Source organism: Arthrobacter sp. LT660 (genome assembly GCF_056172845.1).
Genome location: NZ_CM149651.1, coordinates 3,465,705 through 3,490,867 on the forward strand (window position 1 = coordinate 3,465,705; position 25,163 = coordinate 3,490,867).

Annotated in this window: 28 protein-coding genes; 12 read left to right on the forward strand and 16 right to left on the reverse strand. The window is 67.7% G+C overall.

Annotated elements, in window-relative coordinates:
* Positions 1-6 precede the first annotated feature (6 nt).
* Positions 7-261: a DUF6480 family protein gene (locus AC0QSG_RS16165; RefSeq protein ID WP_435726999.1), complete on the forward strand. Its 255-nt coding sequence runs from the start codon at positions 7-9 to the stop codon at positions 259-261.
* A gap of 666 nt (positions 262-927) precedes the next feature.
* Positions 928-1,641 carry a transglycosylase family protein gene (locus AC0QSG_RS16170; RefSeq protein ID WP_475376144.1) on the forward strand — a complete coding sequence of 238 codons (714 nt, stop codon included), beginning with the start codon at positions 928-930 and terminating at the stop codon, positions 1,639-1,641.
* 169 nt (positions 1,642-1,810) lie between these two features.
* Here AC0QSG_RS16170 and AC0QSG_RS16175 read toward each other — a convergent pair whose 3' ends face one another.
* From AC0QSG_RS16175 to AC0QSG_RS16185, 3 genes are all read right to left on the reverse strand, one after another.
* Entirely contained in the window at positions 1,811-2,278 is a 468-nt protein-coding gene (locus AC0QSG_RS16175; protein WP_475376145.1) for a DUF4383 domain-containing protein, read from the reverse strand.
* Positions 2,279-2,422: 144 nt separating this feature from the next.
* Positions 2,423-2,635: a hypothetical protein gene (locus AC0QSG_RS16180; RefSeq protein ID WP_475376146.1), complete on the reverse strand. Its 213-nt coding sequence runs from the start codon at positions 2,633-2,635 to the stop codon at positions 2,423-2,425.
* 99 nt (positions 2,636-2,734) lie between these two features.
* Positions 2,735-3,316, reverse strand: coding sequence for a hypothetical protein (locus AC0QSG_RS16185; protein ID WP_475376147.1), 582 nt, complete (start codon positions 3,314-3,316; stop codon positions 2,735-2,737).
* Between the two features lie 150 nt (positions 3,317-3,466).
* On the opposite strand from AC0QSG_RS16185, the gene AC0QSG_RS16190 reads away from it, so the two are divergent.
* Entirely contained in the window at positions 3,467-4,237 is a 771-nt protein-coding gene (locus AC0QSG_RS16190; protein ID WP_475376148.1) for a TY-Chap2 family putative peptide chaperone, read from the forward strand.
* Positions 4,238-4,241: 4 nt separating this feature from the next.
* Positions 4,242-5,531, forward strand: a complete 1,290-nt coding sequence (kynU, locus tag AC0QSG_RS16195) for a kynureninase (protein WP_475376149.1) — start codon at positions 4,242-4,244, stop codon at positions 5,529-5,531.
* A 117-nt stretch (positions 5,532-5,648) separates the two neighbouring features.
* On the opposite strand, the gene AC0QSG_RS16200 is transcribed toward kynU, so the two are convergent.
* Positions 5,649-7,955, reverse strand: coding sequence for an FdhF/YdeP family oxidoreductase (locus tag AC0QSG_RS16200; protein WP_435726992.1), 2,307 nt, complete (start codon positions 7,953-7,955; stop codon positions 5,649-5,651).
* 205 nt (positions 7,956-8,160) lie between these two features.
* Here AC0QSG_RS16200 and AC0QSG_RS16205 point away from each other — a divergent pair, with 205 nt between their 5' ends.
* A complete protein-coding gene (locus AC0QSG_RS16205; protein WP_435726991.1) occupies positions 8,161-8,958 on the forward strand; it encodes a ZIP family metal transporter in 798 nt (265 codons plus the stop codon).
* Here the strand turns inward: AC0QSG_RS16205 and AC0QSG_RS16210 are convergent.
* From AC0QSG_RS16210 to AC0QSG_RS16230, 5 genes are all read right to left on the reverse strand, one after another.
* A complete protein-coding gene (locus AC0QSG_RS16210) occupies positions 8,933-9,883 on the reverse strand; it encodes a P-loop NTPase family protein (protein WP_435726990.1) in 951 nt (316 codons plus the stop codon). The genes AC0QSG_RS16205 and AC0QSG_RS16210 overlap by 26 nt on opposite strands.
* Before the next feature lie 225 nt (positions 9,884-10,108).
* Positions 10,109-10,573 (reverse strand): GatB/YqeY domain-containing protein, encoded by a 465-nt coding sequence (locus tag AC0QSG_RS16215; RefSeq protein WP_435726989.1) that lies wholly within the window; start codon positions 10,571-10,573, stop codon positions 10,109-10,111.
* A gap of 35 nt (positions 10,574-10,608) precedes the next feature.
* The gene (locus tag AC0QSG_RS16220) at positions 10,609-10,884 is read right to left on the reverse strand and encodes a TetR/AcrR family transcriptional regulator (protein ID WP_435726988.1); all 276 of its coding nucleotides are present in this window, start codon (positions 10,882-10,884) and stop codon (positions 10,609-10,611) included.
* A 61-nt stretch (positions 10,885-10,945) separates the two neighbouring features.
* Positions 10,946-12,532: an HNH endonuclease signature motif containing protein gene (locus AC0QSG_RS16225; protein ID WP_475376150.1), complete on the reverse strand. Its 1,587-nt coding sequence runs from the start codon at positions 12,530-12,532 to the stop codon at positions 10,946-10,948.
* A 103-nt stretch (positions 12,533-12,635) separates the two neighbouring features.
* Positions 12,636-13,283, reverse strand: a complete 648-nt coding sequence (locus tag AC0QSG_RS16230; RefSeq protein ID WP_475376151.1) for a 4a-hydroxytetrahydrobiopterin dehydratase — start codon at positions 13,281-13,283, stop codon at positions 12,636-12,638.
* A 129-nt stretch (positions 13,284-13,412) separates the two neighbouring features.
* Between AC0QSG_RS16230 and AC0QSG_RS16235 the strand changes: the two genes are divergently transcribed.
* Positions 13,413-13,763 (forward strand): ArsR/SmtB family transcription factor, encoded by a 351-nt coding sequence (locus tag AC0QSG_RS16235; RefSeq protein WP_475376152.1) that lies wholly within the window; start codon positions 13,413-13,415, stop codon positions 13,761-13,763.
* Positions 13,760-14,257, forward strand: a complete 498-nt coding sequence (locus AC0QSG_RS16240; protein WP_475376153.1) for an SRPBCC family protein — start codon at positions 13,760-13,762, stop codon at positions 14,255-14,257. Before AC0QSG_RS16235 ends, AC0QSG_RS16240 begins: the two co-directional genes overlap by 4 nt.
* A 111-nt stretch (positions 14,258-14,368) precedes the next feature.
* Here the strand turns inward: AC0QSG_RS16240 and AC0QSG_RS16245 are convergent, their stop codons facing one another.
* Complete coding sequence (locus tag AC0QSG_RS16245) at positions 14,369-15,046, reverse strand: hypothetical protein (protein ID WP_475376154.1); 678 nt, start codon at positions 15,044-15,046, stop codon at positions 14,369-14,371.
* A gap of 205 nt (positions 15,047-15,251) precedes the next feature.
* On the reverse strand, positions 15,252-15,986 hold the full coding sequence (locus AC0QSG_RS16250) for a PspA/IM30 family protein (RefSeq protein ID WP_475376155.1): 735 nt from the start codon (positions 15,984-15,986) through the stop codon (positions 15,252-15,254).
* Positions 15,987-16,133: 147 nt separating this feature from the next.
* Between AC0QSG_RS16250 and AC0QSG_RS16255 the strand changes: the two genes are divergently transcribed.
* Positions 16,134-16,499, forward strand: coding sequence for a VOC family protein (locus AC0QSG_RS16255; RefSeq protein ID WP_475376156.1), 366 nt, complete (start codon positions 16,134-16,136; stop codon positions 16,497-16,499).
* Between the two features lie 115 nt (positions 16,500-16,614).
* Here AC0QSG_RS16255 and AC0QSG_RS16260 read toward each other — a convergent pair whose 3' ends face one another.
* Positions 16,615-16,875: a hypothetical protein gene (locus AC0QSG_RS16260; RefSeq protein WP_475376157.1), complete on the reverse strand. Its 261-nt coding sequence runs from the start codon at positions 16,873-16,875 to the stop codon at positions 16,615-16,617.
* A 195-nt stretch (positions 16,876-17,070) separates the two neighbouring features.
* On the opposite strand from AC0QSG_RS16260, the gene AC0QSG_RS16265 reads away from it, so the two are divergent.
* Genes AC0QSG_RS16265 through AC0QSG_RS16275 form a run of 3 tightly spaced genes read left to right on the forward strand, consistent with a single transcriptional unit; the run spans position 17,071 to position 20,064 of the window.
* Positions 17,071-18,309: a LolA family protein gene (locus AC0QSG_RS16265; RefSeq protein WP_475376158.1), complete on the forward strand. Its 1,239-nt coding sequence runs from the start codon at positions 17,071-17,073 to the stop codon at positions 18,307-18,309.
* On the forward strand, positions 18,306-19,259 hold the full coding sequence (locus AC0QSG_RS16270; protein WP_475376159.1) for an ABC transporter ATP-binding protein: 954 nt from the start codon (positions 18,306-18,308) through the stop codon (positions 19,257-19,259). Before AC0QSG_RS16265 ends, AC0QSG_RS16270 begins: the two co-directional genes overlap by 4 nt.
* Positions 19,260-19,284: 25 nt before the next feature.
* Positions 19,285-20,064, forward strand: coding sequence for an ABC transporter permease (locus AC0QSG_RS16275; RefSeq protein WP_475377339.1), 780 nt, complete (start codon positions 19,285-19,287; stop codon positions 20,062-20,064).
* A 65-nt stretch (positions 20,065-20,129) separates the two neighbouring features.
* Here AC0QSG_RS16275 and AC0QSG_RS16280 read toward each other — a convergent pair whose 3' ends face one another.
* Both AC0QSG_RS16280 and AC0QSG_RS16285 read right to left on the reverse strand, forming a co-directional pair.
* Complete coding sequence (locus tag AC0QSG_RS16280) at positions 20,130-21,467, reverse strand: MFS transporter (RefSeq protein ID WP_475376160.1); 1,338 nt, start codon at positions 21,465-21,467, stop codon at positions 20,130-20,132.
* Positions 21,464-23,296, reverse strand: coding sequence for an FAD-dependent monooxygenase (locus AC0QSG_RS16285; protein ID WP_475376161.1), 1,833 nt, complete (start codon positions 23,294-23,296; stop codon positions 21,464-21,466). The genes AC0QSG_RS16280 and AC0QSG_RS16285 overlap by 4 nt, the downstream gene beginning before the upstream one ends.
* A gap of 118 nt (positions 23,297-23,414) precedes the next feature.
* On the opposite strand from AC0QSG_RS16285, the gene AC0QSG_RS16290 reads away from it, so the two are divergent.
* Positions 23,415-24,107, forward strand: a complete 693-nt coding sequence (locus tag AC0QSG_RS16290) for a GntR family transcriptional regulator (RefSeq protein ID WP_475376162.1) — start codon at positions 23,415-23,417, stop codon at positions 24,105-24,107.
* A 109-nt stretch (positions 24,108-24,216) separates the two neighbouring features.
* On the opposite strand, the gene AC0QSG_RS16295 is transcribed toward AC0QSG_RS16290, so the two are convergent.
* Both AC0QSG_RS16295 and AC0QSG_RS16300 read right to left on the reverse strand, forming a co-directional pair.
* Positions 24,217-24,783, reverse strand: a complete 567-nt coding sequence (locus tag AC0QSG_RS16295) for an ATPase (RefSeq protein ID WP_475376163.1) — start codon at positions 24,781-24,783, stop codon at positions 24,217-24,219.
* The gene (locus AC0QSG_RS16300; protein ID WP_475376164.1) at positions 24,780-25,124 is read right to left on the reverse strand and encodes a TA system antitoxin ParD family protein; all 345 of its coding nucleotides are present in this window, start codon (positions 25,122-25,124) and stop codon (positions 24,780-24,782) included. The genes AC0QSG_RS16295 and AC0QSG_RS16300 overlap by 4 nt, the downstream gene beginning before the upstream one ends.
* Between the last annotated feature and the right edge of the window lie 39 nt (positions 25,125-25,163).

Below are 25,163 nucleotides of genomic sequence, written 5' to 3' on the forward strand. Positions count from 1 at the left end.
AAAACCATGTCTGACCAGGATCGAACCACCAACGACGGCGACACCTTCGACGATCTGATCGCCGGGACCGGCAAATACTCCGACGAGGAGAACGAGGCCGGTAACGAGGGTGACCAGGGCTCAACGGAGCAGGGGAGCGGGCCGAACCCGGATCCGCTGTCGCAGACGATCACCGGGCTGGAGCCCGGTGGCGGCGTGCCGCCGGGCGAGACACCGCCCGCCGAGGGCTCCATGAGCGGTGACCAGGGCCACGACGAATAGACGCGCCCGCGTTACGCGGCTCGGCGTCGGCCCAGGGGGTTGGGTCGGGGGGTTGGGTCGCCGGGCTCTCCGCTCAGTGGCTCGTCGAGCCGCTCGTACCCCTCGGTCATTCCGGACTCCATGCCGGAGGCCGCCATGCCGTTGCGCGACTCCACATCCGGGTAGACGGCGCGGCCGCGGAGCCGGCAGCGGTCACAGTCCAGTCCGATGTGCTCATACCTGTAGGCGCCGCCGGAGTGGACGTCGAAGTGGTATCTCGATCGTCAGGCGGCGCGGCCTGAGCCACTCTTTGATCAGGTCCGGTTTGGCGTGGGCGCGGAAGACGTCGCCGACGGGGAAGTCGAATTCCCGCTCGTAGTCGATGAACGGCGTTCCCTCGGGAACGGTGATGCTCAGGGGCTGGCGTGGGCACCGCGAAGCTTGTGTAAAAACTGTTAAACCACTGGGAAGGACGATTTTGGTTTGACGCGGGGGAGGGTGTTTCACCTATTGTCGAATAGTCACGTTTTGATAACGCCCCTCGTTCGGGACGATCGAAGCTGGCCAGCCCGTCCGGTATCCACCATCGTCCACCGGACGGCACATGCCTTGAAACCAATTCGACGCCGGACGATGGCGCACCGAAGGCCGGGGACGGTCCGAGCGTGGGATGGCACCCGGAGAATCGTGAACCAGAAGTCCAATAAAACTTCCCGTTTCACCCGCGCCGGCGTCGCTGGCGGCGTCGCGGCACTGGCACTGACCGGTGCGGCCGCGGGCCTGGGGGCGGCACCCGCCTCCGCCGCCTCCACCGCAACCTGGGACGCGCTCGCGCAGTGCGAGTCCAGCGGCGACTGGAGCATCAACACGGGCAACGGCTACTACGGCGGCCTGCAGTTCAGCCAGAGCACCTGGGAGGCGTTCGGCGGCACCGGTAGCGCGGCCAACGCCAGCAAGTCCACCCAGATCGCCGTTGCCGAGAAGGTCCTGGCGGGTCAGGGCTGGGGTGCCTGGCCGGCATGCTCGGCCGAACTGGGGCTGTCCGGCAAGGAAGGCTCCATCTCCGGCGCCGCGGCCGAGGTCGAGGCTCCCGCCGCGACCGAGGTTCAGGCCGCGCCGAAGCACCGTGCCGAAGCCCCCAAGGCCGAGGCTCCGCAGGCCGAAGCCCCGCAGGCAGAGATCGCCGAGCCGGCCAAGCAGGCCGCAGGACACGGCAAGCACGTGGCCACCGACGTCAAGGACTCCGGAGCGGACCACACGGTTCAGGCCGGTGAGACCTTGGCCACGATCGCCGAGGACCACGGGATCGACAGCTGGAAGGCCGTCTTCGCCGTAAATCAGGATGTCGTCGCGGACGCCAACCTGATCTTCGTGGGAGACAAGCTGGACCTCCCCGGCTAATAGCCCTTCACGCTGGGGCATTCAAGCCCCACGCAAAGGGGTGAAACGAGCCCCTCATGCAACCAAGTGGCGGACCACGCGAACGGTGGTCCGCCACTTGGCGCATTAACGCTTTAGCGCATCAATCGATGGACGTATGGCGTGTTCCTTCGCATCGGGTCGAACGGCGTCACGTTGTGCTGCGCCGGTGCCACGTGTGGTCGCGCGTCAACACGACACCCAGCGCGATCATGCCGACACCGAGGACCAGATGCAGCCAGTTGTCCGCCATGTTCACGGGAACGAAGTTCGCGGCGCTCTCATGCGGGACAACCAAGCCGTAGATCCACAGGACCAGGTAGACGGCGCCGCCCCAAATGAGGAAGTTGCGCGACCCCGAGTCCGTCTTGGCCATCGCCACGCCCGCCGCACCGAACAACAGGTGGACGATGTTGTGGAGGATCGAAACCTGGAAGACCCCGAAGAGCATGGCCTCCGAGGTGTGGCCAGCCACGGAGAGGTGGTCGTAGTTGGTGGTGACGCCCGGGATGAAGCCGAGGAGACCAACCAAAAGGAATACGGCGCCGACGGCGAGGGAGGCCGTCTGAACGTTTGACCTGTGGGCCGTGCGGCCGCTGATGTGACCTGCCGTTGTCATCGTGCTCTCCTCATCAATATCCGCCCCCCGGCGGGGGCCGGCTGTCGAGCGAAATCGACCTATAGCTGCATGGTAGGAGCATCGGAGCGGAATATCGAGAGGTTGATTGTTGCGGTTTGACAAGTGCTTATGCCCGCTGCGACGCTACGTCGCCGGCTGGCGCGGATGGCCGGCGACCAGCGCATTCCGTACCTCCTCCGCGGACACCAGGTAGGTGTCGGCAACGTCCGCAAGGGTCCAGCCGGCGGTCCGCAGCTCCATGAGCGTCGCGTGCGCCGGCAGCACCCTTGCGTGGGCTCGCGGCGTGGGCGCGTGGGCGGGCAGTGCTCCGGTCCCGCGACCGGACGGGGCGGGCATGGGACGGGAACGCTCGCCCGGGCGCCCTTGCGGCGGCATCTCGTGTCCCCCTTTCGTGGCGACACCACCAGAACACCACGGGCCGGGGACAGTTTGGCCCTACGAGGACGCGTTCACGAACCCCACGAGGATGGCCGTCCACCAGGCGGCCTGCGAAATGGACGCCCCGAGCAGCATGTGGATGCGCTGACCCATAGGGAGGCCGCCGAACGTCGTCGTCGGCGGGAGTTGCACCAGCCGCCGCATCAGGGGAATGAGCAGGATCCCGTTGACCGTCAGAATCAATACGGCGGCCAGCTTGGTCACCGTCAGCGCGGACGTCAGGTCGGGGCTGAGGAAGACGCCGCTGACCATCATGCCGGCCAGCCCGCCCCAGATCAGCGGGGTGGCGGCGCCGTCCAGCCGTATGGTTTCGCTGAGCCGCCGCCGGCGCAGCAGCCAGAGGAACCCGTGCCAGTCCACCAGCAGGACCACGCCGAAGGCCGCGGCCATGGACACGATGTGGACCGCCAGCGCCACGAGATGGGTCGTGTTGTCGACCGCGACCTGGGTCGAAAGGTAAACGGTGAGGCCCCAGGCGGTCAGGGCCACCAGAACCAGCCCGCCGACGAACTTCCGGGTGGACTGTTCGGACATGGGACGGTCGAGAAACGACGCCCGCTCGGTGATGGTGGTGTGCATGGTGTACTCCGGTCTCCTCGCCCGCGCACCCCGCCCCTTGAGCGCCTAGTCCTCGTGTCACTCACTAGGACGCGTGGCGAGCCCGACCGGTTCGATGCGCCGAACAAGTTTTTCCTATCGCCCGTCCGTGATGAGGGGCAGGATGGTTTCATGGCGACGCATACCGAAAACGGCAAGACATACGACTATTGGCTGGTCAACGCCCGGAGCTGGTGGATCGCCACGGAGCTGTGCCGCCGGCACGCCAGACTGGCGATCCGCGAGTGGCGTGACGGCCCGCGAGCCTCCGGCGACGGCCCCCGGGACAGTCTCGGCCTCTTCGACGAGGTGCGTGGCGTCCGCACGATCGACATTAACCGGGCGGGGGACCTGACCGTCGGGGAGGACGGCAGCGCTCCCGACCTCAGCGTCGAGTGGTCGCGCGTCTTCACGTCGCCGGCGCTGGGGACCGTCCTGGAACTCGAGCAGGCCGCGGGGCTGCCCGCCCCGCAGCGGTCGTTGCGCACCGCCGGGCCGCTGTTGACCTACCGGATCGTTACCGCGCTGGTCGCGGGCGGATCGACGTCCACGCGGCCGTGCGAGGTGCGCTCGGCCCTGGCCATCGGGCCGGGCCACCGGCCCGCCGAGCACCTCTTCGCCGACTTTCCCGGCGCGGAGGAACGACGCCGGAGCCTCGGCGGCGGCCAGCCCGGCAACCACCCCGACGGCGAGGACGGCGGCGGGAGCGGCGGCCAGCCGGACGACGCCGCGCACCGCTTCTGGGCGGTCCAGCGCAACGGCGAGGTGGCGTGCCTGCTGGACGACGCCGGCCGCGTGTACCGCCGCGACGAGGCACCCGTGGACCTGCACCCGGCGTTCGATGCCGCCGGACGGAAGATCGGCCGGTTGGTCGCCGACGAGTTCGCGGGGCTGGTTGACTGAGCACATGACGAAGACGATTCGGCCCACCGACCGCACGGCCTGCGAGGCCGCCGACCGGACGGATCCGCTGCGCGCGTTTCGGGAGCGCTTCGTGTTGCCGGACGGCGTCGTGTATTTGGACGGGAACTCGCTCGGCGCGCTCCCGGTCGGGGCGCTGGAGCGCGCCACGCAAATCGTCGCCGAGGACTGGGGCAAGGGCCTGATCCGCAGCTGGAACACGGCCGGCTGGTTCGACCTCCCCGCGCGCCTGGGTGACAAGCTCGCCCGGCTCATCGGGGCGCGGGACGGCGAAACCGTGGTCACGGATACCACCAGCCTGAACCTCTTCAAGGCGCTCGCCTCCGCCGTGCGCATCCAGCAGGTGGACGCACCGCAGCGCAGGGTCATCCTTACCGAGCGCGACAACTTCCCGACGGACATCTACATCGCCGAGGGCATCAGCGACTTCCTCAACTCCGTGGCCGAGGAGACGGGGACCCGCTACGAGGTCCGCCTGGTCGACGACGCACTCCCGTTGGAGGCGGCGCTGGACGGTTCCGTCGCCGTCGTCTCCCTCTCACACGTGAACTACCGCACCGGTTCCATGTGGGACTTGCCGGCGGTCACTCGCCAGGCGCACGACGCCGGTGCGCTGGTGATCTGGGACCTCGCCCACGCGGCTGGCGCCGTTCCGGTGGACCTGAACGCGGCCGAGGCCGATTTCGCGGTCGGCTGCACGTACAAGTACCTCAATGGTGGGCCGGGCTCGCCAGCATTCATTTGGGTCAACGCCCGGCACCAGGAGCGGTTCTGGCAGCCTTTGTCCGGGTGGTGGTCGCACGCAAAGCCGTTCGCCATGGCGGACGCGTACGCACCGGCGTCGAACATCAACCGTTTTCTGTGCGGAACCCAGCCCGTGACGAGCCTGGCCATGGTTGAGACCGGGCTGGACGTCTCGCTGGACGCGGACATGGGCCAGGTCCGGGCGAAGTCGCTGGCGCTGACCGACCTGTTCATCGGACTCGTCGAGGCGCGCTGCGCGGCGCATCCGCTGGAGCTGGTGACCCCGCGCTCCCACGCCGAGCGCGGCAGCCACGTCAGCTTCCGGCACCCCGAGGGGTACGCGGTGATGAGCGCGCTGATCGCCCGCGGCGTGATCGGGGACTACCGCGAGCCGGAGGTGCTCCGCTTCGGGGTGACGCCGCTGTACACGTCCCACGTGGACGTGTGGGACGCGGTCGAGGCCCTGCGCGATGTCTTGGACACGCGGGCCTGGGACGCCGAGGAGTTCCGGACCCGCCAAGCGGTGACCTAGGCATCTCCACCCCCTCTGCCCACCCACCAACCACGCGAAGTGGACATTTCCTACCGTTATAAAGCGAGGAAATGTCCACTTCGCGTGGTGGGGGAGGGAGCCAGTGGAGTCGCGTGGTTACGCCGGCGCCTCCACGGGCTCCAACTTCACGATCACTGCCTTCGAGACGGGCGTGTTGCTGCCGTCGACGACGGCGTCGAGGGGCACCAGGGCGTTCGCCTCGGGGTAGTAGGCCGCCACGCAGCCGCGCGCCGTCGGATACGCCACCACCCGGTACGCGGGCAGGACTCGCTCGACGCCGTCGTCGTGGACTCCGCGCACATCCACGAAGCCACCGTCCACGAGGCGCAGCTCGGCCATGTCCGCGGGGTTGACGAAGACGACGTCGCGGCCCTTCCGGACGCCGCGGTAGCGGTCGTTGTGGCCGTAGATCGTGGTGTTGAACTGGTCGTGCGAGCGCAGTGTCTGCAGGATCAGCGTGCCCGGCGGCGCCTCGAGGGGTTCGAGGTGGTTGACCGTCAGGATGGCCTTCCCCGAGGGCGTGGGGAACGTGCGCGAGTCACGGGGTCCGTGCGCCAGGATGAAGCCACCCTCCTGGCGAATCCGGGTGTTGTAGTTCTCACAGCCGGGCACCACGCGGGAGATGTGGTCTCGGATGCGGTCGTAGTTCTTCTCGAAGCCTCGCCAGTCCGCGGCGATCTTGTCGCCCAGAACGGCGTCTGCGATGCGGCTGACGATGGCCGGTTCGGACAGGAGCTTGTGGGAGACCGGTTCGACGCTTCCGGCCGAGGGGTGGACGGCGCAGACCGTGTCCTCGACGGACACGAACTGCGGTCCGGACTCCTGGACGTCGATCTCCGTGCGGCCCATGGTCGGGAGGATCAGCGCCTCGTCGCCGACGACGGTGTGCGAGCGGTTGAGCTTGGTGGAGATCTGGACCGTCAGCTCGGTCTGCTCCACGGCGGCCTCGGCCACGTGGGTGTCGGAGATGGCGGCGACCAGGTTGCCGCCGAGCGCGGCCAGGACCTTGATCTTCCCGTCGCGCATGCCGCGGATCGTGGCGATGGAGTCGGCGCCGTGTTCCCGGGGCGGATCGAACGCGAATTCGCGGCCGAGGGCATCCATGAAGGCGGGCGGCATCTGCTCCCAGATGCCCATGGTGCGGTCGCCCTGGACGTTGCTGTGGCCGCGGATCGGAGACGCGCCGGCGCCCGGCTTTCCGATGTTTCCGCGCAGCAGGAGCAGGTTGATCATCTCCTTGATGGTCGCGACCCCCTGCTTCTGCTGCGTGATGCCCATGGCCCACGTGATGATGGTCTTCTCCGAGGCGATGTAACGCTCGGCGAGTTCGTCGATTTCCCAGGCCCGCAACCCGGTGGCGCGCAGGACCTCGGCCTCGTCGACGTTGGCGAGGTGCGCCCGGAGCTCCTCGAGCCCCTCGCAGTGTTCGGCCAGGAACGCGTGGTCCAGGACGGTCCCGGGGTTGCGGTCCTCGGCGTCGAACACGCGCTTGGTGACGGCCTGCAGCAGGGCAATGTCTCCGCCGAGCCGGATGTGCAGGAACTGGTCGGCCAGGTCGGTGCCGTGGCCGATGATGCCCTTGACCTTCTGCGGGTTCTTGTACCGGCGCAGGCCGGCCTCGGGCATCGGGTTGACCGCGACGATGCTCCCGCCGTTCTCCTTACACGCCTCCAGCTCGGTGAGCATCCGCGGGTGGTTGGTGCCCGGGTTCTGGCCCATGACGATGATGAGGTCCGCGTTGGCGAAGTCCTCGAACGTGACCGTGGCCTTGCCGACGCCGATGGTCTCTCCCATGCCGACGCCGGAGGACTCGTGGCACATGTTGGAGCAGTCCGGCAGGTTGTTGGTGCCGTAGCCGCGGACGAACAGCTGCCAGAGGAAAGCGGCCTCGTTGGAGGTGCGGCCGCTCGTGTAGAACGCGGCCTGGTCGGGGGAGTCCAGAGACTTGAGCTTATCCGCGAGGATGCGGATGGCGCCGTCCCAGGAGATCGGCCGGTAGTGGTCCTCCCCGGCCGGCTTGTGCACGGGCTCGGTGAGCCGGCCCTGCATGCCAAGCCAGTATTCGGAGCGTTGCCGGAGTTCGCTCACGGGGTGTTCGGCCCAGAAGTCCGAGTCGATGACCACGGGCGTGGCCTCCCAGGTGACGGCCTTGGCGCCGTTCTCGCAGAACTCGAACGCCTTGCGTTTGTGGGGGTCGGGCCAGGCGCAGCTGGGGCAGTCGAAGCCGTCCTTCTGGTTCATCTTCATGACGGTCTTCGCCGTGCGCACCGGGCCCATGTGCTTCAGGGCTGGCTGCATGGAATGGTAGACGCCCGGCAGCCCCGCCACCCATGATTTCGGGTGGTCCTCGACCTCGATGTTCCTCTCGTCGGGTTCCTCGACGGACGGGTCGCTTCTGGTCACGGTTGCTCCTTGGTCGGGGGAGAGCGCCGCGCTCCCGCGTAGTTGCTGTTTCGGCCCTTCTACTAGGCCTAACAGTCGTGGGGGTGGTCCCGCAAGGGAAGAGGGGCGTCCAGTCCACCCATCCGGCAGGCGATCGTCCATCCACGGCGGCCGGCAACAGTCCACCCATTGCGGCCGGCAACCGCTCCGATTAATACTGGGCGCCGTGGGATCCTCTCTGATTTTCGGTGCGGTCGCCTCCAGCGCGTTGGTGCTGGGGGCGCTGGTTGGTGTCCGGTTCGAGCTGCCCAAGCGCGTGTTGGCGATGCTGCTGGCGTTCGCGGCCGGCGCCCTGATCACGGCGCTGACCTTCGAACTGTTCCTCGACGCCTACGAGAAGGGCGGCATGTGGCGGGCGGCCTTGGGCCTGCTGGCCGGCGCCGCGGTGTTCACGGCTCTGAGTGCCTTCCTGGACCGGCTGGCGCAGCCCGGCGAGGCCACCGAGGGCGCGCCCGTCGACGAGTTCGACGGCAGCGCGAAGCTGGACACGGACGCGGCGGCCCAGGAGAAGGCCCCGGGCAAGGCGTCCACGCACGGGGCGGCCGGCATGGCGTTGCTCGCGGCCGTGACCCTGGACGGCGTCCCGGAGAACATCGCGCTCGGCGTCTCGCTGACCGAGGGGACCGGCGGACTGGCCCTGCTGGCCGCCATCTTCGTTTCCAACCTGCCCGAGGCGCTCGTCGGGGCGGCCTCGATGCGCAGTCAGGGGAAATCGGCGGGACGCGTCGTCGGCCTGTGGTCCGTGTGCGCGGTGCTGCTGGTCGCCGCGGTCGTGGTCGGCGCCGGCCCGCTCTCCGGCAGCGACCCGGAGACCATTTCGCTGCCGTTGGCATTCGCCGCCGGGGCCGTGATCGCCTCGCTCGCCGACACCCTCATGCCGGAGGCCTACGAGCACGGCGGCCCCGCGGTGGCCCTGAGCACGACGGCGGGTTTCGTCCTCAGCTTCGCGCTGTCGCTGTCGTAGGGGGCAGCCTCCGGGCGAGCGCCGCCCGGGTCGGCAGCGCGCGGGCGAGCACCGACGTCGTTCCCCGGCCGGCGGCCGCGTCGATGACGGCGGGGTTGCCGACGACGACCAGGCGGTTCCGCGCGCGGGACAGTCCGACGCGCATCTGCTCGGCGGCGGTGGCCGAGTCGTCGAAGCCGTTCACGCACAGCACGACGGCGGGGCGCTCGAGTCCGCGAAATTCGCGCACCTGTCCGTAGAACTCCTCGTCGCCGGCGTGGCAGGAGGCCCAGTATGCGGTCGGCGAGGCCGCGTCCAGGAGGTTCGCCTCGTGGTACGGGTGGCGCCGTCCCGTGGTGAGGACGGCGATCTCGCTCTTCCGCCAGCCCTCGCGCCGCAGCGCGACGACACAGTCCATGGCGAGGTCCTCGGCGTCGTCCGTGAAGCATGGCTGGAAGCTGGCGGGAACGGACGGGGCGGCCACGGCGTCGGCCTGCGCGACGTCCGAGTACGCGAACACGCGTCCGGCGACGTGGTTTTCGGGGCAGACGGGGGTCCGGAGCGAGGCCCGCAGGATTCGCCACTCGAGGTCGGTGAAGTCGGGCGCCTCGTGCACCACGATGGCGTCGAGTTTGCGGTGTTCGGGAAGCCTGTGGACGGCGCGCAGCAGGCGGTCGGGGTCGTGGGTGCCGAGCCGGAGCGCGTAGTCCGAGAACCGGCCCGTGTGCACCGGCACGGCCTGGCGCCAGTCCATTACCTCGTCCCGCCAGTAGGTGGCCAGACCCATGCTGCGGCAGAACAGTCCGACCTTCAGCCGGAACGCGCACAGTTGTTGGGCCTTGCGCAGGGCCACGTGCGTGGTGTCCGTCCCGACGGCGGCGCCCGTGTCCCACCCGGCGACGTCTGCGGTGCCGTAATCCGTATGGTCCAGTGCGTGCACGGACATGGTGTCCCCCTGCTCCCCCGAACAGCCCGGATTCTCCCCAAAAACGCGTGTTCCCCAAGAAAACGCGTGGGCTGTTCCCCAATGGAACCAATGTAGCCCCGGCGGGCCGAGGCGAAAAGGGTCCGGGACCCCCTATTTAGCGGGACGCGGCGCGGGGAGGTTCGAAACAGCGTGCCGCCGCAACGATGGGTCCGTCACGGGGAGCGCCGGAATGTATAAGGCTGCCTAGGCGAGGCGGGCCTTGACCATCTCGCTGGTGGCCTTGCCGTCGTAGCGGCCCGCCACCTCGGCGGAGACCAGCTTCATGACCTGGCCCATCTGGCGCATGCCCGGAGCCTCGCCGCCGGACGTGAGAGTAGCGATGGCGCGGTCGACGATCGCGGCGACGTCGTCCTCCGTCAGCGCGGCGGGGAGGTACGTCTCGATGAAGTCCGCCTCGGAGCTTTCCTGCGCGGCGCGGTCGTCCTGGCCGGCGTCGGTGTAGGTCTGAGCGGTTTCGCGGCGGCGGGCCGCCTCCTTTTGGAGCAGCGACGTGACCTGCGCGTCGTCGAGCTCGATCGGCGTCTTGCCGCCCTTTTCCTTGGTGTTGATCTCGCCGAGCAGGTTCCTCAGGGTCATCAGGGCCAACTTGTTGCCGGACTTCAGGTGGGCGGTCATGTCTGCGCGGAGTTGGTCCTTGAGCGAGCTCACGGCGGTGCCTTTCGGTAAGGGAGTGGGGGAGGTTTCTACTGTTCGGTGAGCAGGCGGCACGCGGACCCGGTCGTGGCCAGCGCCGGCTCGTCGTGATCCGTCGGGATCTTGCCGAGGCGGATGATCAGGTCCGCCACCAGCACGGTCTTGGACGGAAAGTGCGTGTAGAACGTCGTCCGCGAGGTGCCCGCGCCGACGGCAGGGTCGTCGATGGTGGTCGCGGCGTAGCCCTTGGTTTCGAAAAGTCCCGGCGCCCCGTCGAGCAGGAGCCGTTTCGTCATCGTTTTCTGGGCTTCGCGGAGTGTGGCCATCCGGATAAGGGTAACCCGGTTCGGCACGTCGGTGTCGACGAAGTGCCCACCACCGCAGGTGTCACAATCCGGCGAGCGCCGTTCCGACGTCGGGATGGAAATAGGTGTTCCGCAAACGGGGTTGTGCGGGATCCACCCACGGCGGCGGCACCCAGTACGGAACGCCTGCGGCAACGACGATGGTCCAGTCGCCCGCATGTGCGAGGTGGTGGTGGAACGAGCAAGCGAGGACCCCGTTGTCGACGTCTGTCGGGCCGCCGTGGGACCAGGGGAGTATGTGGTGCGCCTCGGTCATGAAAGCGTGCACGGTGCATCCCGGGAAACTGCAGCCACGGTCTCGTGCGTAGAGGATCTTGAGTTGCTCCGGGGTGAAGAGGCGTTCTCCGCGGCCGACCTCGAGCACCTGGCCCTCGCCTCCCATGACCACCGGGATGATCTCGGCGCCGCAAGCCGCCTGCCGGATGTGCGCGGGGTGGATGCGACCACCGATCGCGGTCTCCGAGGTGGGCAGGTGCCCGGGGTCCAGCTCGTCGAGTTGGTCGAGGAGCGTCTGGTAGTCGATGGTCACCATGACCTGAGGGCGGTGGCCGCCATTTCGGGGCAGCTTGCCGGAGATCAGGCCGGCGTCGATGGCCATGATCAGGCCGTCGAGCAACTTCTCGGGCCGAGAGCGTGGGTCTTCGGGGGCCTCTGCGGGCTCGCCGTCTGGCGTGGCCGCTGCGAACGCCGCCGGAATGGTGTTGCCCGCGATGTCGACGGCGGTTCCGACGGCTCTCCCGGCCGAGGCTTCGCTTGCTCGTGCGTCCGCGTGTCCACCCGCATCCGTGTGCCCACCCGCGTCCGCGTCCGGCTCCGGCGGCTCCGGCGGCGCCGCAGTCCGTGGTCCGGTCCGCGGATTGGCGGCTGGGAGGCAGGCGGCCAGGAGCTTCTCGGCCTGCATGTCGTCCGTGAAGAGTTCGAAGTGCCGAAGCCCGAACTTCCTGCCCAGGTCCACGAGTCCGAGGTGTTGCCGTTTGGTCTGCTCCGACGGCTCCATCCCGTCCTGGTCGAAGGCCTGAACCCACTTCTGGGCGGCCTTCCGAACGGTTTCCGGCGTGGACTGAAGTGCGGTCCGGGTGAGGTTTTCTTCCATGGCGGCCAGCTGGCGGGCGCCGCCTCCGGGGAGCTGGGCGGCGACCGATGCAACGCCATGCAATTGCCTGCTAATGAGTTGTGCCGTGTTGGTGGAGATCCCGCCGTCGCGTACGGCACCGGCGAGCGTCGGGTACATCGGAGCAAGCGATTCGCCCGTGATGGATTGCCGCGGCAGCAGTTGTTCCGCCGCTTCCAGGCGCCGCTTCGCGTCGCCAAAGGGGATCATCAGCGTCTTGGAGAGAAAGTCGGCAGTGGACCGGTATTCGGACTTGTTGCCCGCCCCGGTGCCGGACATTCCCAGCCCGGCGACATTCGAACGCTCCGCGACCTGGGCGGCGGACATCTGGGCGAGCCCGACCATCCGCGCGAGGGCTTCCACTCCGCGCAGGAGTTCGACAGCCTCTCGCGCCTCGATGACCTGGCCGCTGAATTCATCGACGGCGGCGCGCAACTGCTCCGCGAGGCCCGAAAAGTCCGGCCCCGCCGTCGTCGTTCCCGCCCATGCGATGGTCATGCATCTATTCTTCCGCCGCGCCAGCGGGCTTGTCGTCTGGGACCGCGCGAAAGTGGACAGGGCAGGTCGCGCCAGGGGCTGTGGGGGAAGAGTGCGCGGCCGGTCAGCGGTCCAAGGCGGTGCAGACACAGGCGCGGTTTCCCTCGGCGTCCTCCAGGAGGGTGAAGGACGGCGACTGCTTCTCGTCGACCACGCGCCCACCCGCGACGAGGGCCGCCTCGATGCGCTGCTCGGCGACGTCGTGGGGGACCCAGACGTCGATGTGGAAGCGCTGGCGCGGGGTTTCGTGCGCGTCGGTGTGTTGGAACCACAGGAGCGGGACCCGGCCGTTGGGGTCCACGACGTCGTCCCCGTGCAGGGCGTCGGTGCTTCCGGTCAGAAGCGCGGCCCAGAACGGCCCGACGGCGGCGAGGTCCGCGGTGTCGAGCGCCAGTTCGATTTCGGCCAGGGCGACGGGGTCCGCGATGATGCCCTGTTCGCGGGCGATGTCGCTGATCGTCCGTGCGAGGTCCACGTCGCGTTCGGTGATGCCGGAGGCGTCGTGGCTGAGCAGCTTGATGTCCACGCGGGGGTAGGTGAGCGTCAGGTCGGGATGGTGGTTGGCCTCCTCGGCGGCCTTGCCGACGGCGTTGACGAAGCGCAGGCCTCCGGCGAAGTTCTTGGTGCGGAAGCGTCCGTGGAGGGCTTGGGCGAGGAGCCTCCAGTCGTCGAGGGCCGCGTCGAGGATCTGGGCTGTCGTGAGCTTGTCCATCTGCCCAGTATGGTCCGCTGACATGTCGTGTCCAGAGCTCGGGCCGGTTTGGCCGGGATTCAAAGCGGGTGGAAGTTGCTAGCCCCACACCCTTGTGGTTGGCATCGGAAGCACCTAATCTACAACCAAATGGTTGTACTTGAATTGAGTGAGACGGAGACCGACCGCATCTTCCAGGCACTGGCGGATGCGACCCGACGCGACATCCTTCGGCAGTCGATGCTCCAGGAGCGGTCGGTGTCGGAATTGGCGCGGAACTATGAGATGAGCTTCTCCGCGGTGCAGAAGCACGTGGCGGTCCTCGAGCGGGCCACGCTCGTCAGCAAGAAACGGCGGGGGAGGGAGCAGATGGTGCACGGAAATCCGGAGGCGATTCGCCGGGCGGCGCACCTGCTCGCGGCGTACGAGGAGTTGTGGCGCGGACGCGTCGGTCGGATCGGGGACATTCTCTCCGAACAAGCGAAAGGACAGGGAAAATGACGGTTATCAGTTCCACCAAAGACGCGGAGAAGCTCACCCTCGAGCTCGTCTCCGAGTTCGATGCCAGCGTGGAGAGGGTTTGGCAGGTCTGGGAGGATCCGCGTCAGCTCGAGCGCTGGTGGGGTCCGCCGACGTGGCCGGCCAAGTTCCAGCGCTTCGAGTTCGTCATGGACGGCGAAGTCCGCTACTTCATGACGGGCCCGGACGGCACCAAGGCGTACGGCTGGTGGAAGATCACCGACGTCGACCCCACCGGACGCCTGGAGTTCGACGACGGATTCGCCGGCGAGGACGGCGAGCCGAGCGGCTTTCTGGGCGTGACCCACTGCATCGTCACCCTCGATGGCGACGACAAGAAGACCCGAATGAAGATGGTGTCCAGCTTCGTCAGCCTCGAGCAGCTGGAGGAAATGGCGCACATGGGCATGGAGGAGGGAATGCGCGAGGCCCTCGGCCAGATTGATGCCATCCTCGCGGAGCAGAAGGTCGAATAGCGGACAGTATCCTCGGCAGCGGCCGAGAACAGAGGACGACGCCGGAGCGCACCCGGCTGCCAGGAACCGGACCGCGCGCGGCCCGGTTCCTGAACTGCCGTCCCCGCATGGCTAGTTCGTGAGGGTGATCTTTTCGACGTTGAACATCGGCACCGTGGTGTTGCCGCCTATCTGCGTGTCATAGCTGAACGAGCCCAGCGACGTGGCCGTGATGCGAACCTCGTCGTCCGTCACGAAGTCGTCCAGCAACTCGCAGTCGGCGTCGCCGTCCCCACCGGCGAACATGGAGTTGTGCTCGTAGTCCCACGTGTCGGCCATGTTGGTGTGTGCGATGTTCGCCCGGAATATGCACGTGCCGGTGGCTGCGTCGAACTGGGTGATGTTTCCGTAGACGACCATGACGTCTCCGACGTGGTCGTCGGGGCGCTTTACCACCAATGAAAGTTCGCGTGCGGACAGTTCCTCGGCGTTGTCGAGCTTCTTTTGTGCGGCTGCCGCCGACTTTTTCTCGGCCTCCTTGGCCTTCTTTTCCGCGGCGATTCGTTCCCTTTCCGCCGCGGCTGCCTCCTCTTCGGCCTTGGCGCTTGCCTCGGCTTGCGCGGCAGACTCGGCCGCGGCCTCAACTTCTGCCGCGGATGCGGAGGAGGATGCGGCAGCGGCCGCCTGTTCGTCGGCGACAGCCGAGGCGTTGGAATGGGAGTCGGTCGACGAAGCGGTCTCCGTGGCGCAGCCCGAAAGGGCCAGCGCAGTCGCGACGATGACCGCCGCGAGCCATGTGTAGTTGTTCATGTGAAACCCCCGGATGAGTGCGGCCCGCAGCCGCGGTCTGAGTGAGAAGCACGGCCGCGTCTTGTGCTGCCGCCTCCATCAGGACACCAGTCGGCTCCGACATTTTGGGTTTCACCGTCGCTGCGAACGCAGTAACGCGGTCGTCGACGCCAGCGCTGTCCGGCACCGGCGTCGACGGCTTGGCCGAGCGCGGCCAGGCTTGTGGCTAGCTCTCGATCGCCGGCTTGCTCTGCGACTTGAGGGCAGCGAGCCGGGCCTCGACCTCGGAAACCTCGCCGAGGTCCTCGAGCTCCTCGAACTGCGAGTCGAGGGACGACGACGCCAGCTCGGCGGCACCGAGCGCGCGGGCTTCCTCGCGCCGGATTTTTTCCTCGAATCGTCCGACTTCGCTGGACGGGTCCATGATGTCGATCGACTTCACGGCGTCCATCATTTTGTTCTGCGCGTCGGCGTTGCGGGAGCGCGCGACCAGTTGGTTGCGCTGGGCGACCAGTTCGGTGCGCTTGCGCTTCATGCCCTCGAGGCCGGTCTTGAGCTTCTCCACGATTTGGGTCTGGGAGGCGATCGTGGCCTCCAGGGCCTTCGCTTCGCTCTCTTCGCGGATCTGATTCTGGATGGCGACCTTGGCGAGGTTGTCGAACTTCGCGGCGTTGGCAGCGTTGCCGGCCGCACGGAATTCCTCGGCCTTGCTGGAGGCCGCGAGGGCCTTGCGGCCCCAGTCGGCGGCGTCCTGCAGGTCGGCCTTCTGGTCGGTTTCGATCATGCGCAGGTTGCCGATGGTCTGGGCGACGGACTGCTCTGCCTCGGCGATGTTGTTCGTGAAGTCGCGGACCATCTGGTCCAACATCTTCTGCGGATCCTCCGCCGAGTCGATTGCGGAGTTCACGTTGGCCCTGCCGAGCTGGGCGATACGACCGAATATGGACAGCTTCTTGGACATGGTGCCTTCCTGCGTGGGTCGGTGCTTCGGTGGTGTTCGTCAAGGACAAGTATCCTGCATGGCCCGTGACGAGTGCGCTCTGGTCAACGGTCCCCGGTGGTGCCTTCGTGGAAACGAAGCCACCACCCCGAAATCAGGGAGCCGACGATGGTATCCATCAAAAAGACAGTACCCACGTTCAGCGTCGACAGCACGGGCGCGGCGAAGTCGTTCTACGGCGGGGTCCTCGGGTTCACCGTCCACGATGGCCCCATGGGCACGCTCGACGTCGAGCTGCCCGGCGGCGGCGCCGCTCTCATATACCCCAAGGACGACCACCGTCCCGCGGACTTCACGATTATGAATTTCATGGTCGGCGACGCCGAGGCGGCAGTCGATGCCGTGAATGGAGCCGGCGTCTCCACGGAGATCTACGACATGCCCGGTTTCGACATGGATCCGAAGGGGGTCCTGCGCGCGGGGGCTACAACATGGCGTGGTTCAAGGACCCCGCCGGGAATGTGTTGTGCGTGATGGAACTGACCGGCCCATCAGCCGCGGGGTAAGCGGCACGGTCGGGCCGCCGGTGAACGCGTAACAATGCGCCCCGGACTGGCCGCGGTCCGTCTGCGGCGCAGTGCCCGTTGGTCTAGCGGGACGGCTGCCGGCGCTGCCGCTTGGCGCGATTGCAGGCGTCAATGACTTTGCGGGCGTCCGAGGAGCGCATCTTCTCGATGCTTGGGAATGGCCGCCCCAGAATCTGCCCGATGGTCGCCAGGAGCGCTTCCTTGTTAGCGCATCCGAAGACGCGGAGCGCTTTCAGCATGAGTTCCTTCTCCGATTTCTGCGCCGGATACAGCGGCCGCACCAGTGGTGCGTAGGCGCCGATGATTTCGTAGTGGTCCGACATGACTCTCCCCCCTGGCCACCCCCGGCGGCCAACCCCGATGTGCGGCAGGGATTGCCGCCCAAAACCAGCCAACCACTCGCCCCCGACCGATTGGCCGTGCCAGGATTCGCCGCGAACTCCCAGCCGGCACGGCTCGCCCGTCCCCGCCCACCGGCGTACGGTATGAGTACCGAGAGTTTGGACTGGGGAAGTGCCATGAAACCTGTTGTGAAGAAGTGGATGCCGGCGGCGGTCGTGCCCGCCACGATCGCCGCGCTGGCCCTAGGTGCCACGATGTCGGCCAACGCGGAGGTCGTGCTGGAGCCGAAGACGCCGGAGCAGGTGCTTCAGATGGTCGCCGACGCGGACGTCAAGGCGTTCTCCGGCGAGTTCCGCACCTCCACCAGCCTCGGCATCCCCGCACTGCCAGACGCCGGAGCCTCCTCCTCGTTCGGCCCGCCGCACGGCGGATCGCCCGGGGCCGAATCGCCAGTGGACGACGGCGGGGCAGAGGACGGCGCCGCCGGTCCCGAGCTGGACTCCCGGATCGCGGAGCTGCTCAACCTCGTCTCCGGAACGAACGAGGCCCGCGTGTTCGTCGACGGGAAGAACAAGTCGCGCCTCCAGGTCATGGACGGCATGGAGGAGCGCAACATCATCCGCAAGGGCGCCAGCGTCTGGATCTACGACTCCGAAGACAACAGCGCCGTCCACACCACGCTGCCGGACCACAAGGGCGGCAAGTCCCACCAAAACCACGGCGGACACAAGTCCCACGCGGACATCCCGACGACGCCGGACCAGCTCGCCGAACGCTTCCTGGACCACGCGGGCGAGTCCACCGACGTCACCGTCGAGGAGGGGTCGTCCGTCGCCGGCCGCGACGTCTACAACCTGGTGCTCACCCCGCAGACGGACCAGACGCTCGTCGAGGACGTGACCATCGGGGTCGACGCCGAGACCGGCGTCCCGCTGGCAGTCACCGTCGACGCCGTCGACCAGGAGGAGCCGGCCATCTCGGCGGCGTTCACCCGGTTCACGCCGGAGACCCCGGACGCCGACCTGTTCGAGTTCGAGCCACCGGCCGGCGCCACCGTCGAGGAGAAGAAGGCGCCCGGCGGCGACAAGCAGCGCGGCAAGGGCGGCCAGAACCACAAGGGCAAGGGCTCGGCCGAGGACCGCGCCGAACGCAAGGCCAACCACGGCGCCGAACACCGAAAGACGCTTGAGGACGCCGTCGACGGCGACGGCTGGGATGCCGTCGTGCGGGTTCCCGCCGAGCAGGTCCCGGCGGAGCTGACCGATTCCGCGCTGCTGGATCAGCTCGCCACGGAGGTCGACGGCGGACGCCTCCTCCACACCTCGCTGGTCAACGTGCTGATCACCGACGACGGCCGCGTGTTCGTCGGCTCGGTGCCCGTGGAGCGGCTTCAGGCCGCGGCCGACGCCGAGTGAGCGCACCGGCCCCCACCGGGGACCTCGCGATCGAGACCACGCGGCTGAGCAAGCAGTTCGGCAAGCGCCACGCGGTCAACAACCTGGACCTGGCCGTGCCGCACGGCTCCGTGTTCGGTTTCCTCGGGCCCAACGGGTCCGGCAAGACCACCACCATCCGCATGCTGCTGGGCCTGGCGACCCCGTCCAGCGGCAGCATCGAGGTGCTCGGCCGGTCCATGCCGGAGCGGGCCATGGACGTGTTGCCGCGGGTGGGCGCGCTGGTGGAGGGGCCCGCGTTCTACCCCTATCTTTCCGGCCGTGCCAACCTGCTGCGCCTCGACGCCGCCGACCGTCGCGCCGACCCCGCCACGCGCAGGAAGCGCGTGGACCGGGCGCTGGAGACGGTGGGCCTGGCCAAGGCGGCGCGGCTCGCCGTCCACGCGTATTCGCTGGGCATGAAGCAGCGGCTCGGCATCGCCAACGCGCTGGCGTCGGACCACGAGCTGCTGGTGCTGGACGAGCCCACCAACGGACTGGATCCGCAGGGCACCCGCGAGGTGCGGCACCTCATCGCCTCGCTCGCCGGGGCCGGCACCACGGTGTTCGTCTCCAGCCACCTGCTCAGTGAGATCGAGCAGATGTGCACGCACGCGGCGGTCATGAGCGTCGGCAACAAGGTCGCGCAGGGCACGCTCGCGGACCTCCGCGCCGGCGGCGTCAGCTACGTCAGCGTCAAGACACCGGACGACGCCGGCGCCCGCGCCGTCCTGGCACGGCTCGGTTTGGTGCCGGGTGTTATTGAGGGCGTCGTGCGGGCGCCGTTGCCCGACGGCGGGCCGGAGCCCGAACTGATTGTCGCCGAGCTCGTCGCCGCCGGGGTTCCCGTGCGCGGCTTCTCGGTGGAGCGGCCCAGCCTGGAGGAGCGTTTCGTGGAACTGACGGGGGAGGGGTTCGATCTTGCGCAGTAGCGCGTTGTTGGTTTCGGAGCTGGGGATGGTGTTCCGGCGTCGTCGGACGTGGGCGATGCTTGTCGCGCTCGCCGCCGTGCCGGTGCTGATCGCGCTGGCCGTGCGCCTGACGTCCGGGCCGCCGTCGGGCCGTGGTCCCGCGTTCCTGGACCGGGTGGCGGGCAACGGGCTGTACGTGGCGATCGTGGGGATGTTCATGTGCATCCCGCTGTTCCTGCCGCTGACCGTGTCCGTGGCGTCCGGGGACACGATCGCGGGGGAGGCCGGGCACGGGACGCTGCGGTACCTGCTGATCGCCCCGGCGTCGCGCGCGCGGCTGCTGCTCGTGAAGTACATCGGGGCCGCGGCGTTCTGCGTGGCCGCCGCGCTGTCCGTTGCGCTGTCCGGCGTCCTGGTCGGCCTGGCGCTGTTCCCCGCGGGTCCGGTGACCCTGCTGTCCGGGGATACGTTGGAGCTGGGGGAGTCGTTCTTGCGGATCGGCCTGATCGCCGCGTACGTGGCCGTCTCGCTGATGGGGCTCGCGGCGGTGGGGCTGTTCATCTCCACGCTGACGGACGTGCCCGTGGGGGCGATGGCGGCGACGGCTGTGCTGTCCGTGGCCGCGCAGATCCTGGGCCAGTTGCCGCAGCTGGACTGGCTGCATCCGTGGCTGTTCACGCACCACTGGTTCGGGTTCGCGGACCTGCTGCGGGAGCCGATCCTGTGGACCTCGTTCGGGGAGAACGCCCTGCTGCAGGGCGGCTACGTGCTGGTGTTCGGCGCGCTGGCGTACGGAAAGTTCGCGACGAAGGACGTGCTCTCTTAGGCAGCATCTGTTGCCCGCCGGAGACGCCGGCGGAATAGCCATCGGGCCAGTCCGCCGGCGCACCGTTAGACCAGTAGCTCTTCCGGCTCTTCTTGGGTCAGACGGTTGTGTTCTACCTCCCTGCGACCCCATCCGCCGGGAAGCAGGGCAACGGAGACGCAGGAAATGACGGCGACGACCACCAGGTACACGACGATGGCGTCCGAGGTTCCATAGGCCGCAAAGAGTGCTGTGGCGATGGTCGGGGCAAAGGCAGGCCCGGCGATCTGCGAGATCGTGTAGCCCACCGAGGCCCCGGTGTACCGGACCTCGCGACTGAACACCATGGAGAACAGCGAACCGGTCACCCCCGCTGCGGGTGGCATCGCGATGCCGAAGATCAGTACCACGCCGCCCATGAATCCGGCGACGGTGCCCGTGTTGATCATGGCGAATGCCGGCCAAATGGAGAGCAACATGGCCACCGCGCCGATGAAATACATGGTCTTGCGGCCCCAGGTGTCGGAGAGGGCGCCGAACACCGGGTAGAGGACCACGGCAATGACGGCGGCGATCAGCACACCGAGGAGGGCCATGGTCCGGTCCAGGCCAACGACGTTGGACGCGTAGCTGACCAGGTATGCCATGGTGATGTAGGCCAGGACTCCCTGGGAAAGGTAGGTTCCCGCGATCAGGAAGATCTCCTTGGGGTGGCGCCTGAACGCCTCAACGAGCGGGACCTTGACCAGTTCCTTCTGTTGGCGTGCCGCCGCGAACGCCGGGGATTCGGCGATGCTGAGCCGGATGAACAGGCCCACGACGACGAGCGCGGCACTGGCCAGGAAGGGCAGTCGCCATCCCCACGTCAGGAAGGCCTCGTCGGGCATCGTCGATGCGGCGAGGAATGCCACGGTAGCCAGTGCGGTTCCGGCGGGCGCCCCCGTCTGTGGGAAGGCACCGTAGAAGCCCTTCTTGCCCTTGGGCGCGTGCTCGACGGCCATGAGCGTCGCGCCACCCCACTCGCCGCCGACCATCACGCCCTGGAAGAGCCGCAGGACGGTGAGCAGGATGGGAGCGGCGATGCCGATTTGTGCGTAGCCGGGCAGGAGCCCCATGAGCAGCGTGGCCAGGCCCATCCCCACCAGGGAGATGATGAGCATCTGCTTGCGGCCCACCCTGTCCCCGAAGTGGCCGAAGATAATGCCACCGACCGGACGGGCCAGGAATCCGACGCCGAATGTGGCAAAGGAAAGCAGGGTGCCCATCACCGGCGTCGCCTCGGGGAAGAACAGCTGGGGAAAGACCAGGGCGGCCGCTGTCCCGTAGATGAAGAAGTCGTAGTACTCGATGGTGGTTCCGATGAAGCTCGCCATGGCCACCTTGAAGGGCGACGTTCGACCGGCGGTTGCTTTGCTGGTGCTCATGAGACTTCCTGAAGGGTTGGGAGGGTGGTTGAAAGGACGGTTTCGAGTGCCGTGCGCAGTTGCGTGCGGGCGGCGTCCGCCTCGCGGACGGGTTCGGTTTGCCGCCAGGCCACGACGCCGTCGGGCCTGACGAGTAGCGCGCCGGCCTCGGCGATTTCGCGGACACGGGCCCAGTACATGTACGGGTCGGTGGTGCCGCGTTCGCCGACGACGACGGTGCGGAGCCACGGCAGTCCCAGTTCCCGTGCCGCGCTTTTCCACGCGGTTCCGGACAACCCGGTGATCAGCGTGAACTTTCCCCGTCCGACGACGTCCAGCGTCGAGATCCGACGCCCGCTGGGATCCACCAGCCAGGCGTGGCGGAGCTTCGCGCCGGGTCGGGTGGTCGGTTGCGCGTGCAGTCCGGGGTCCTGGGCGAAGGCTTCCTCGCCGGCGTTCGGATCAGGGAGGACGGCCGAACTGGCGTAGCGTTGGTTGGTTTCGGTGCCGAGCGCGTTGAATTCGTCGTTTTTCAGCTCGAGCGCAGCCTGCAGGCGGGCCCGCAGCCGCTCTCCCTCCTCGCCCGGGTCGTTCAGGCGGTCCAGCCCGTGCTGGATGTCGTGGGTTCCGTCCTCACCGGACGTGTCGAAGCAGTCCCGGAACGGCGCGTAATCCAGCCTCGACTGATTGGCACGGGCGACGATTTGCGCGCCGATGGGGGCGCGCTCCTCGGAGTAGGTCTCCAGGAGCTGTTGGCCTGCATGACCCTTGACCGCGAACGCGAGCTTCCACGCGAGGTTGTGGGCGTCCTGCATGCAGGTGTTGGATCCCAATCCGCTACTCGGCGGGTGCCGGTGGGTGGCGTCGCCGCCGCAGAAGACCCGCCCCCGGGACATGGTCGTGGCGTGTTGTTGGTTCACGTACCAGACGCTGGATCCCTGCAACTCGACCTGCAGTTCCGGATCGCCCACGAGCGTGCGGATCTGAGCGGTGACCCGCTCATCACTGAGGTCCGGTTCTCCGGCGGCGATGTCGAAACCCCAGCCGGCGATCCACTCGTCCCACGGGCGCACGGCGCGGAGCAGCCCCATGCCGATCTCACCGAAATTCGCGGCCGGGTTCATGATCCAGTGCAGGATGGACGGGCGGTGCGCAACATGCCGGGACAGGTCGGCCGTGAAGCGCACGTATGCGGTCCCGGCGCGCGCGGTGTGACCCACGAACTCGAGGCCGATCTCTTCAGCAATCTGGCTTTTCGCCCCGTCCGCTCCGACCAGGTAGCGCGCCCGGACGGTGTACTCCTGGTTGGATGTGCGGTTCAGCAGCTGGATGCTGACGCCGACGTCGTCCTGCTCGTGACCGAGGTAGAGGGTGGAGAAGGCGACTTTTGCGCCACGGGCCGCCGCGTTCTTGACGAGGATGGGCTCCATCACGGTCTGGGGGACATCGAGCATGGTGCAGGGACTGTTCTTGAGATAGTCGCCCGAACGGAGGTCTCCGCTGCCCCAGGTCTGCAGCCGGGCGATTTCTGGGCCGGCGAGGGACGTGGTGAACAGCGTGTCTCCCATCTGGTCCCACGGGACCCCCTGCTGGGCGACCTCCTCTTCCACGCCGAGGTCGCGGAGAACCTCCACGGCCCGCTGGTTGGTGATGTGGGCCCGAGGGGTATTGGCAAGCCACGACCACTGCGAGGCCACCATGGTGCGGACACCGTAGCTAGCGAGGGCAAGGGCGGTGGTGGCACCCATCGGCCCAGTTCCAACGATAAAGACGTCGGTGTCGTATGCGGTGGATTCCTCCGCCGGTCCGATGCCAGGGGCATCGGGGACAGGCGCATGCGTCTTGTTCATATGGTGCGGCTCCCAAGGGGGTGTTGTGTGGATCACTGTCACACTAGACGGCTAGCATGCCAGTTTGCGGCACTCGTTCCGCTGTGCGGCACGGCGGAGGGGATGGGATGATGGGCGCATGAGCGGAGTGCAGGATGGCGGTGGCATGGGACACGAGGTCGTGGCCGGCCGGCTGTCGGGGCGGGTGTATGGCCTGTTGAAGACCCGACTGGTTGAGGGCGAGTTCCCGGCGGGCAAGCGCATTTCGATTGAGAGCCTCCGGCAGGATTATGGCGTCTCCAAGCAGCCGTTGATGGAGGCGTTCCGCCTACTGGCCTCAGACGGAATCGTCGAGATCGTGCCGCAAGTCGGCTGCCGTCCGATGGCCTATACCCAAAACGAGATCGCCGACTTCTTCCGCGTCTTCGCAGGATCCGAGGGGGCTGTGGCCGCGGCGGCGGCCACGCGGTGCGACGACGGCCAGGTGCTGGCGCTCCGACGTCTTTTGGGTGAAACCCAGCGGTTGTCGGAGGAGGACTCGGTCGAGGTGCGGGCGCGTCGGTACCGCGAGTCCAACCGGCGGTTCCACTCCCGAATCCACGAGATGGCCGCGTCGCGGGTGATCGATTCGCTCTCCAGGCGGATGTGGGACCTCAGCGACTACCTTGTCAACACCGTCGCGTGGACCGGGGGTTTCGCGGAGCACACGGCCGAGCGGCACGGGGACCACGAACGCATCGTCGAGGCGCTCGAAGCGCGCGACGTCGAACGCGCTCGCCAGGAGATGTCGCAGCACATCCTGCACACCGTCAGCCTCTTGGACCTCAAGTAGGAACGTTCCGGAAGGAGCAGGACCGCCGTCGTTCGATCGAATACTCGGCACTTTCCGGTCTGGTTCCATCCTTCGGATCTCGTTCCGCAGCAGACGCCGTCGCTTGCAATTAGCGCAGGGCGGCCGGTGCCCAGGCTGGCCACCTCGTCTCAAAAGCCAGGGAGCCGTGGCTGTATTCGGCCGTGAGCCGGAAAGGGTGACGAGCACTGGAATTGTCGTACACCTTCGTTGTGTCCGCGATTTTCCGTGCCTCCGCGATGTACCCCCACAGCCTGTCGTAGCGGGCCACGATTTTCTCCTCCGGCACGGAATGCCCGCCCAGGCTCACCCGCTCCGCGACGCGTGCAAGTGAGACGCTCAGCGGGATCATGAGAACGTGCAGGGTTACTTGGTACTTGAGCACGGATGCCCCCTTGACCAGATCGATCTTGCTGGGATGGCTGAAGACGGTCTCGGTGATGAACGATTTACGCTGCCGGAGCATTGCGTCCCTCTCCCGGTTCGCCATCTTGGCCGCCTCGTAGGCGTGGACTTCCTCTGCGCCGGGCCACTCCCGGGCGGCGATGACATCCGCGTTGATGAACGGCAGGCCGGTTGACGGCTGAAGGACACGTTCAACGAGCGTGGACTTCCCGGCGCCGTTCGGTCCGGCCAGCAGGTGCAGTACCGCGGTCACGGGCGGTGGACCGGGTTCCCCTCGGGATCGGCCTCGGTCCAGGAGCGCCCGGCCTCCGTGAATTCCACCTCGAAGTTGAGTGCCGCAATCCCGCTGTCGATCCGTTCCTCCCAACTGGCGCGCACAACTGCCTGCTCCCTCTCGGATAGGGAATCGTAGGCGCCATCGCCGGCCAGTACGCGTTCGATGTCCCGGTTGTTGATGGCGGGGGAGGATTCCAACTCGCGGCCGATGCGCGCCCAGTGGTCGATCTGCTGGGCTCCGCTTCGGCTGCTGAGCCGTCCTGTGGCTTGGGCTTGCGCGAAGAGCTCGTTGCTGATGCGCGTCGGAATGGTGGCCATGTGTCGAGTGTAGCAAGGTGCTACAAAGGAGTGTAGGCT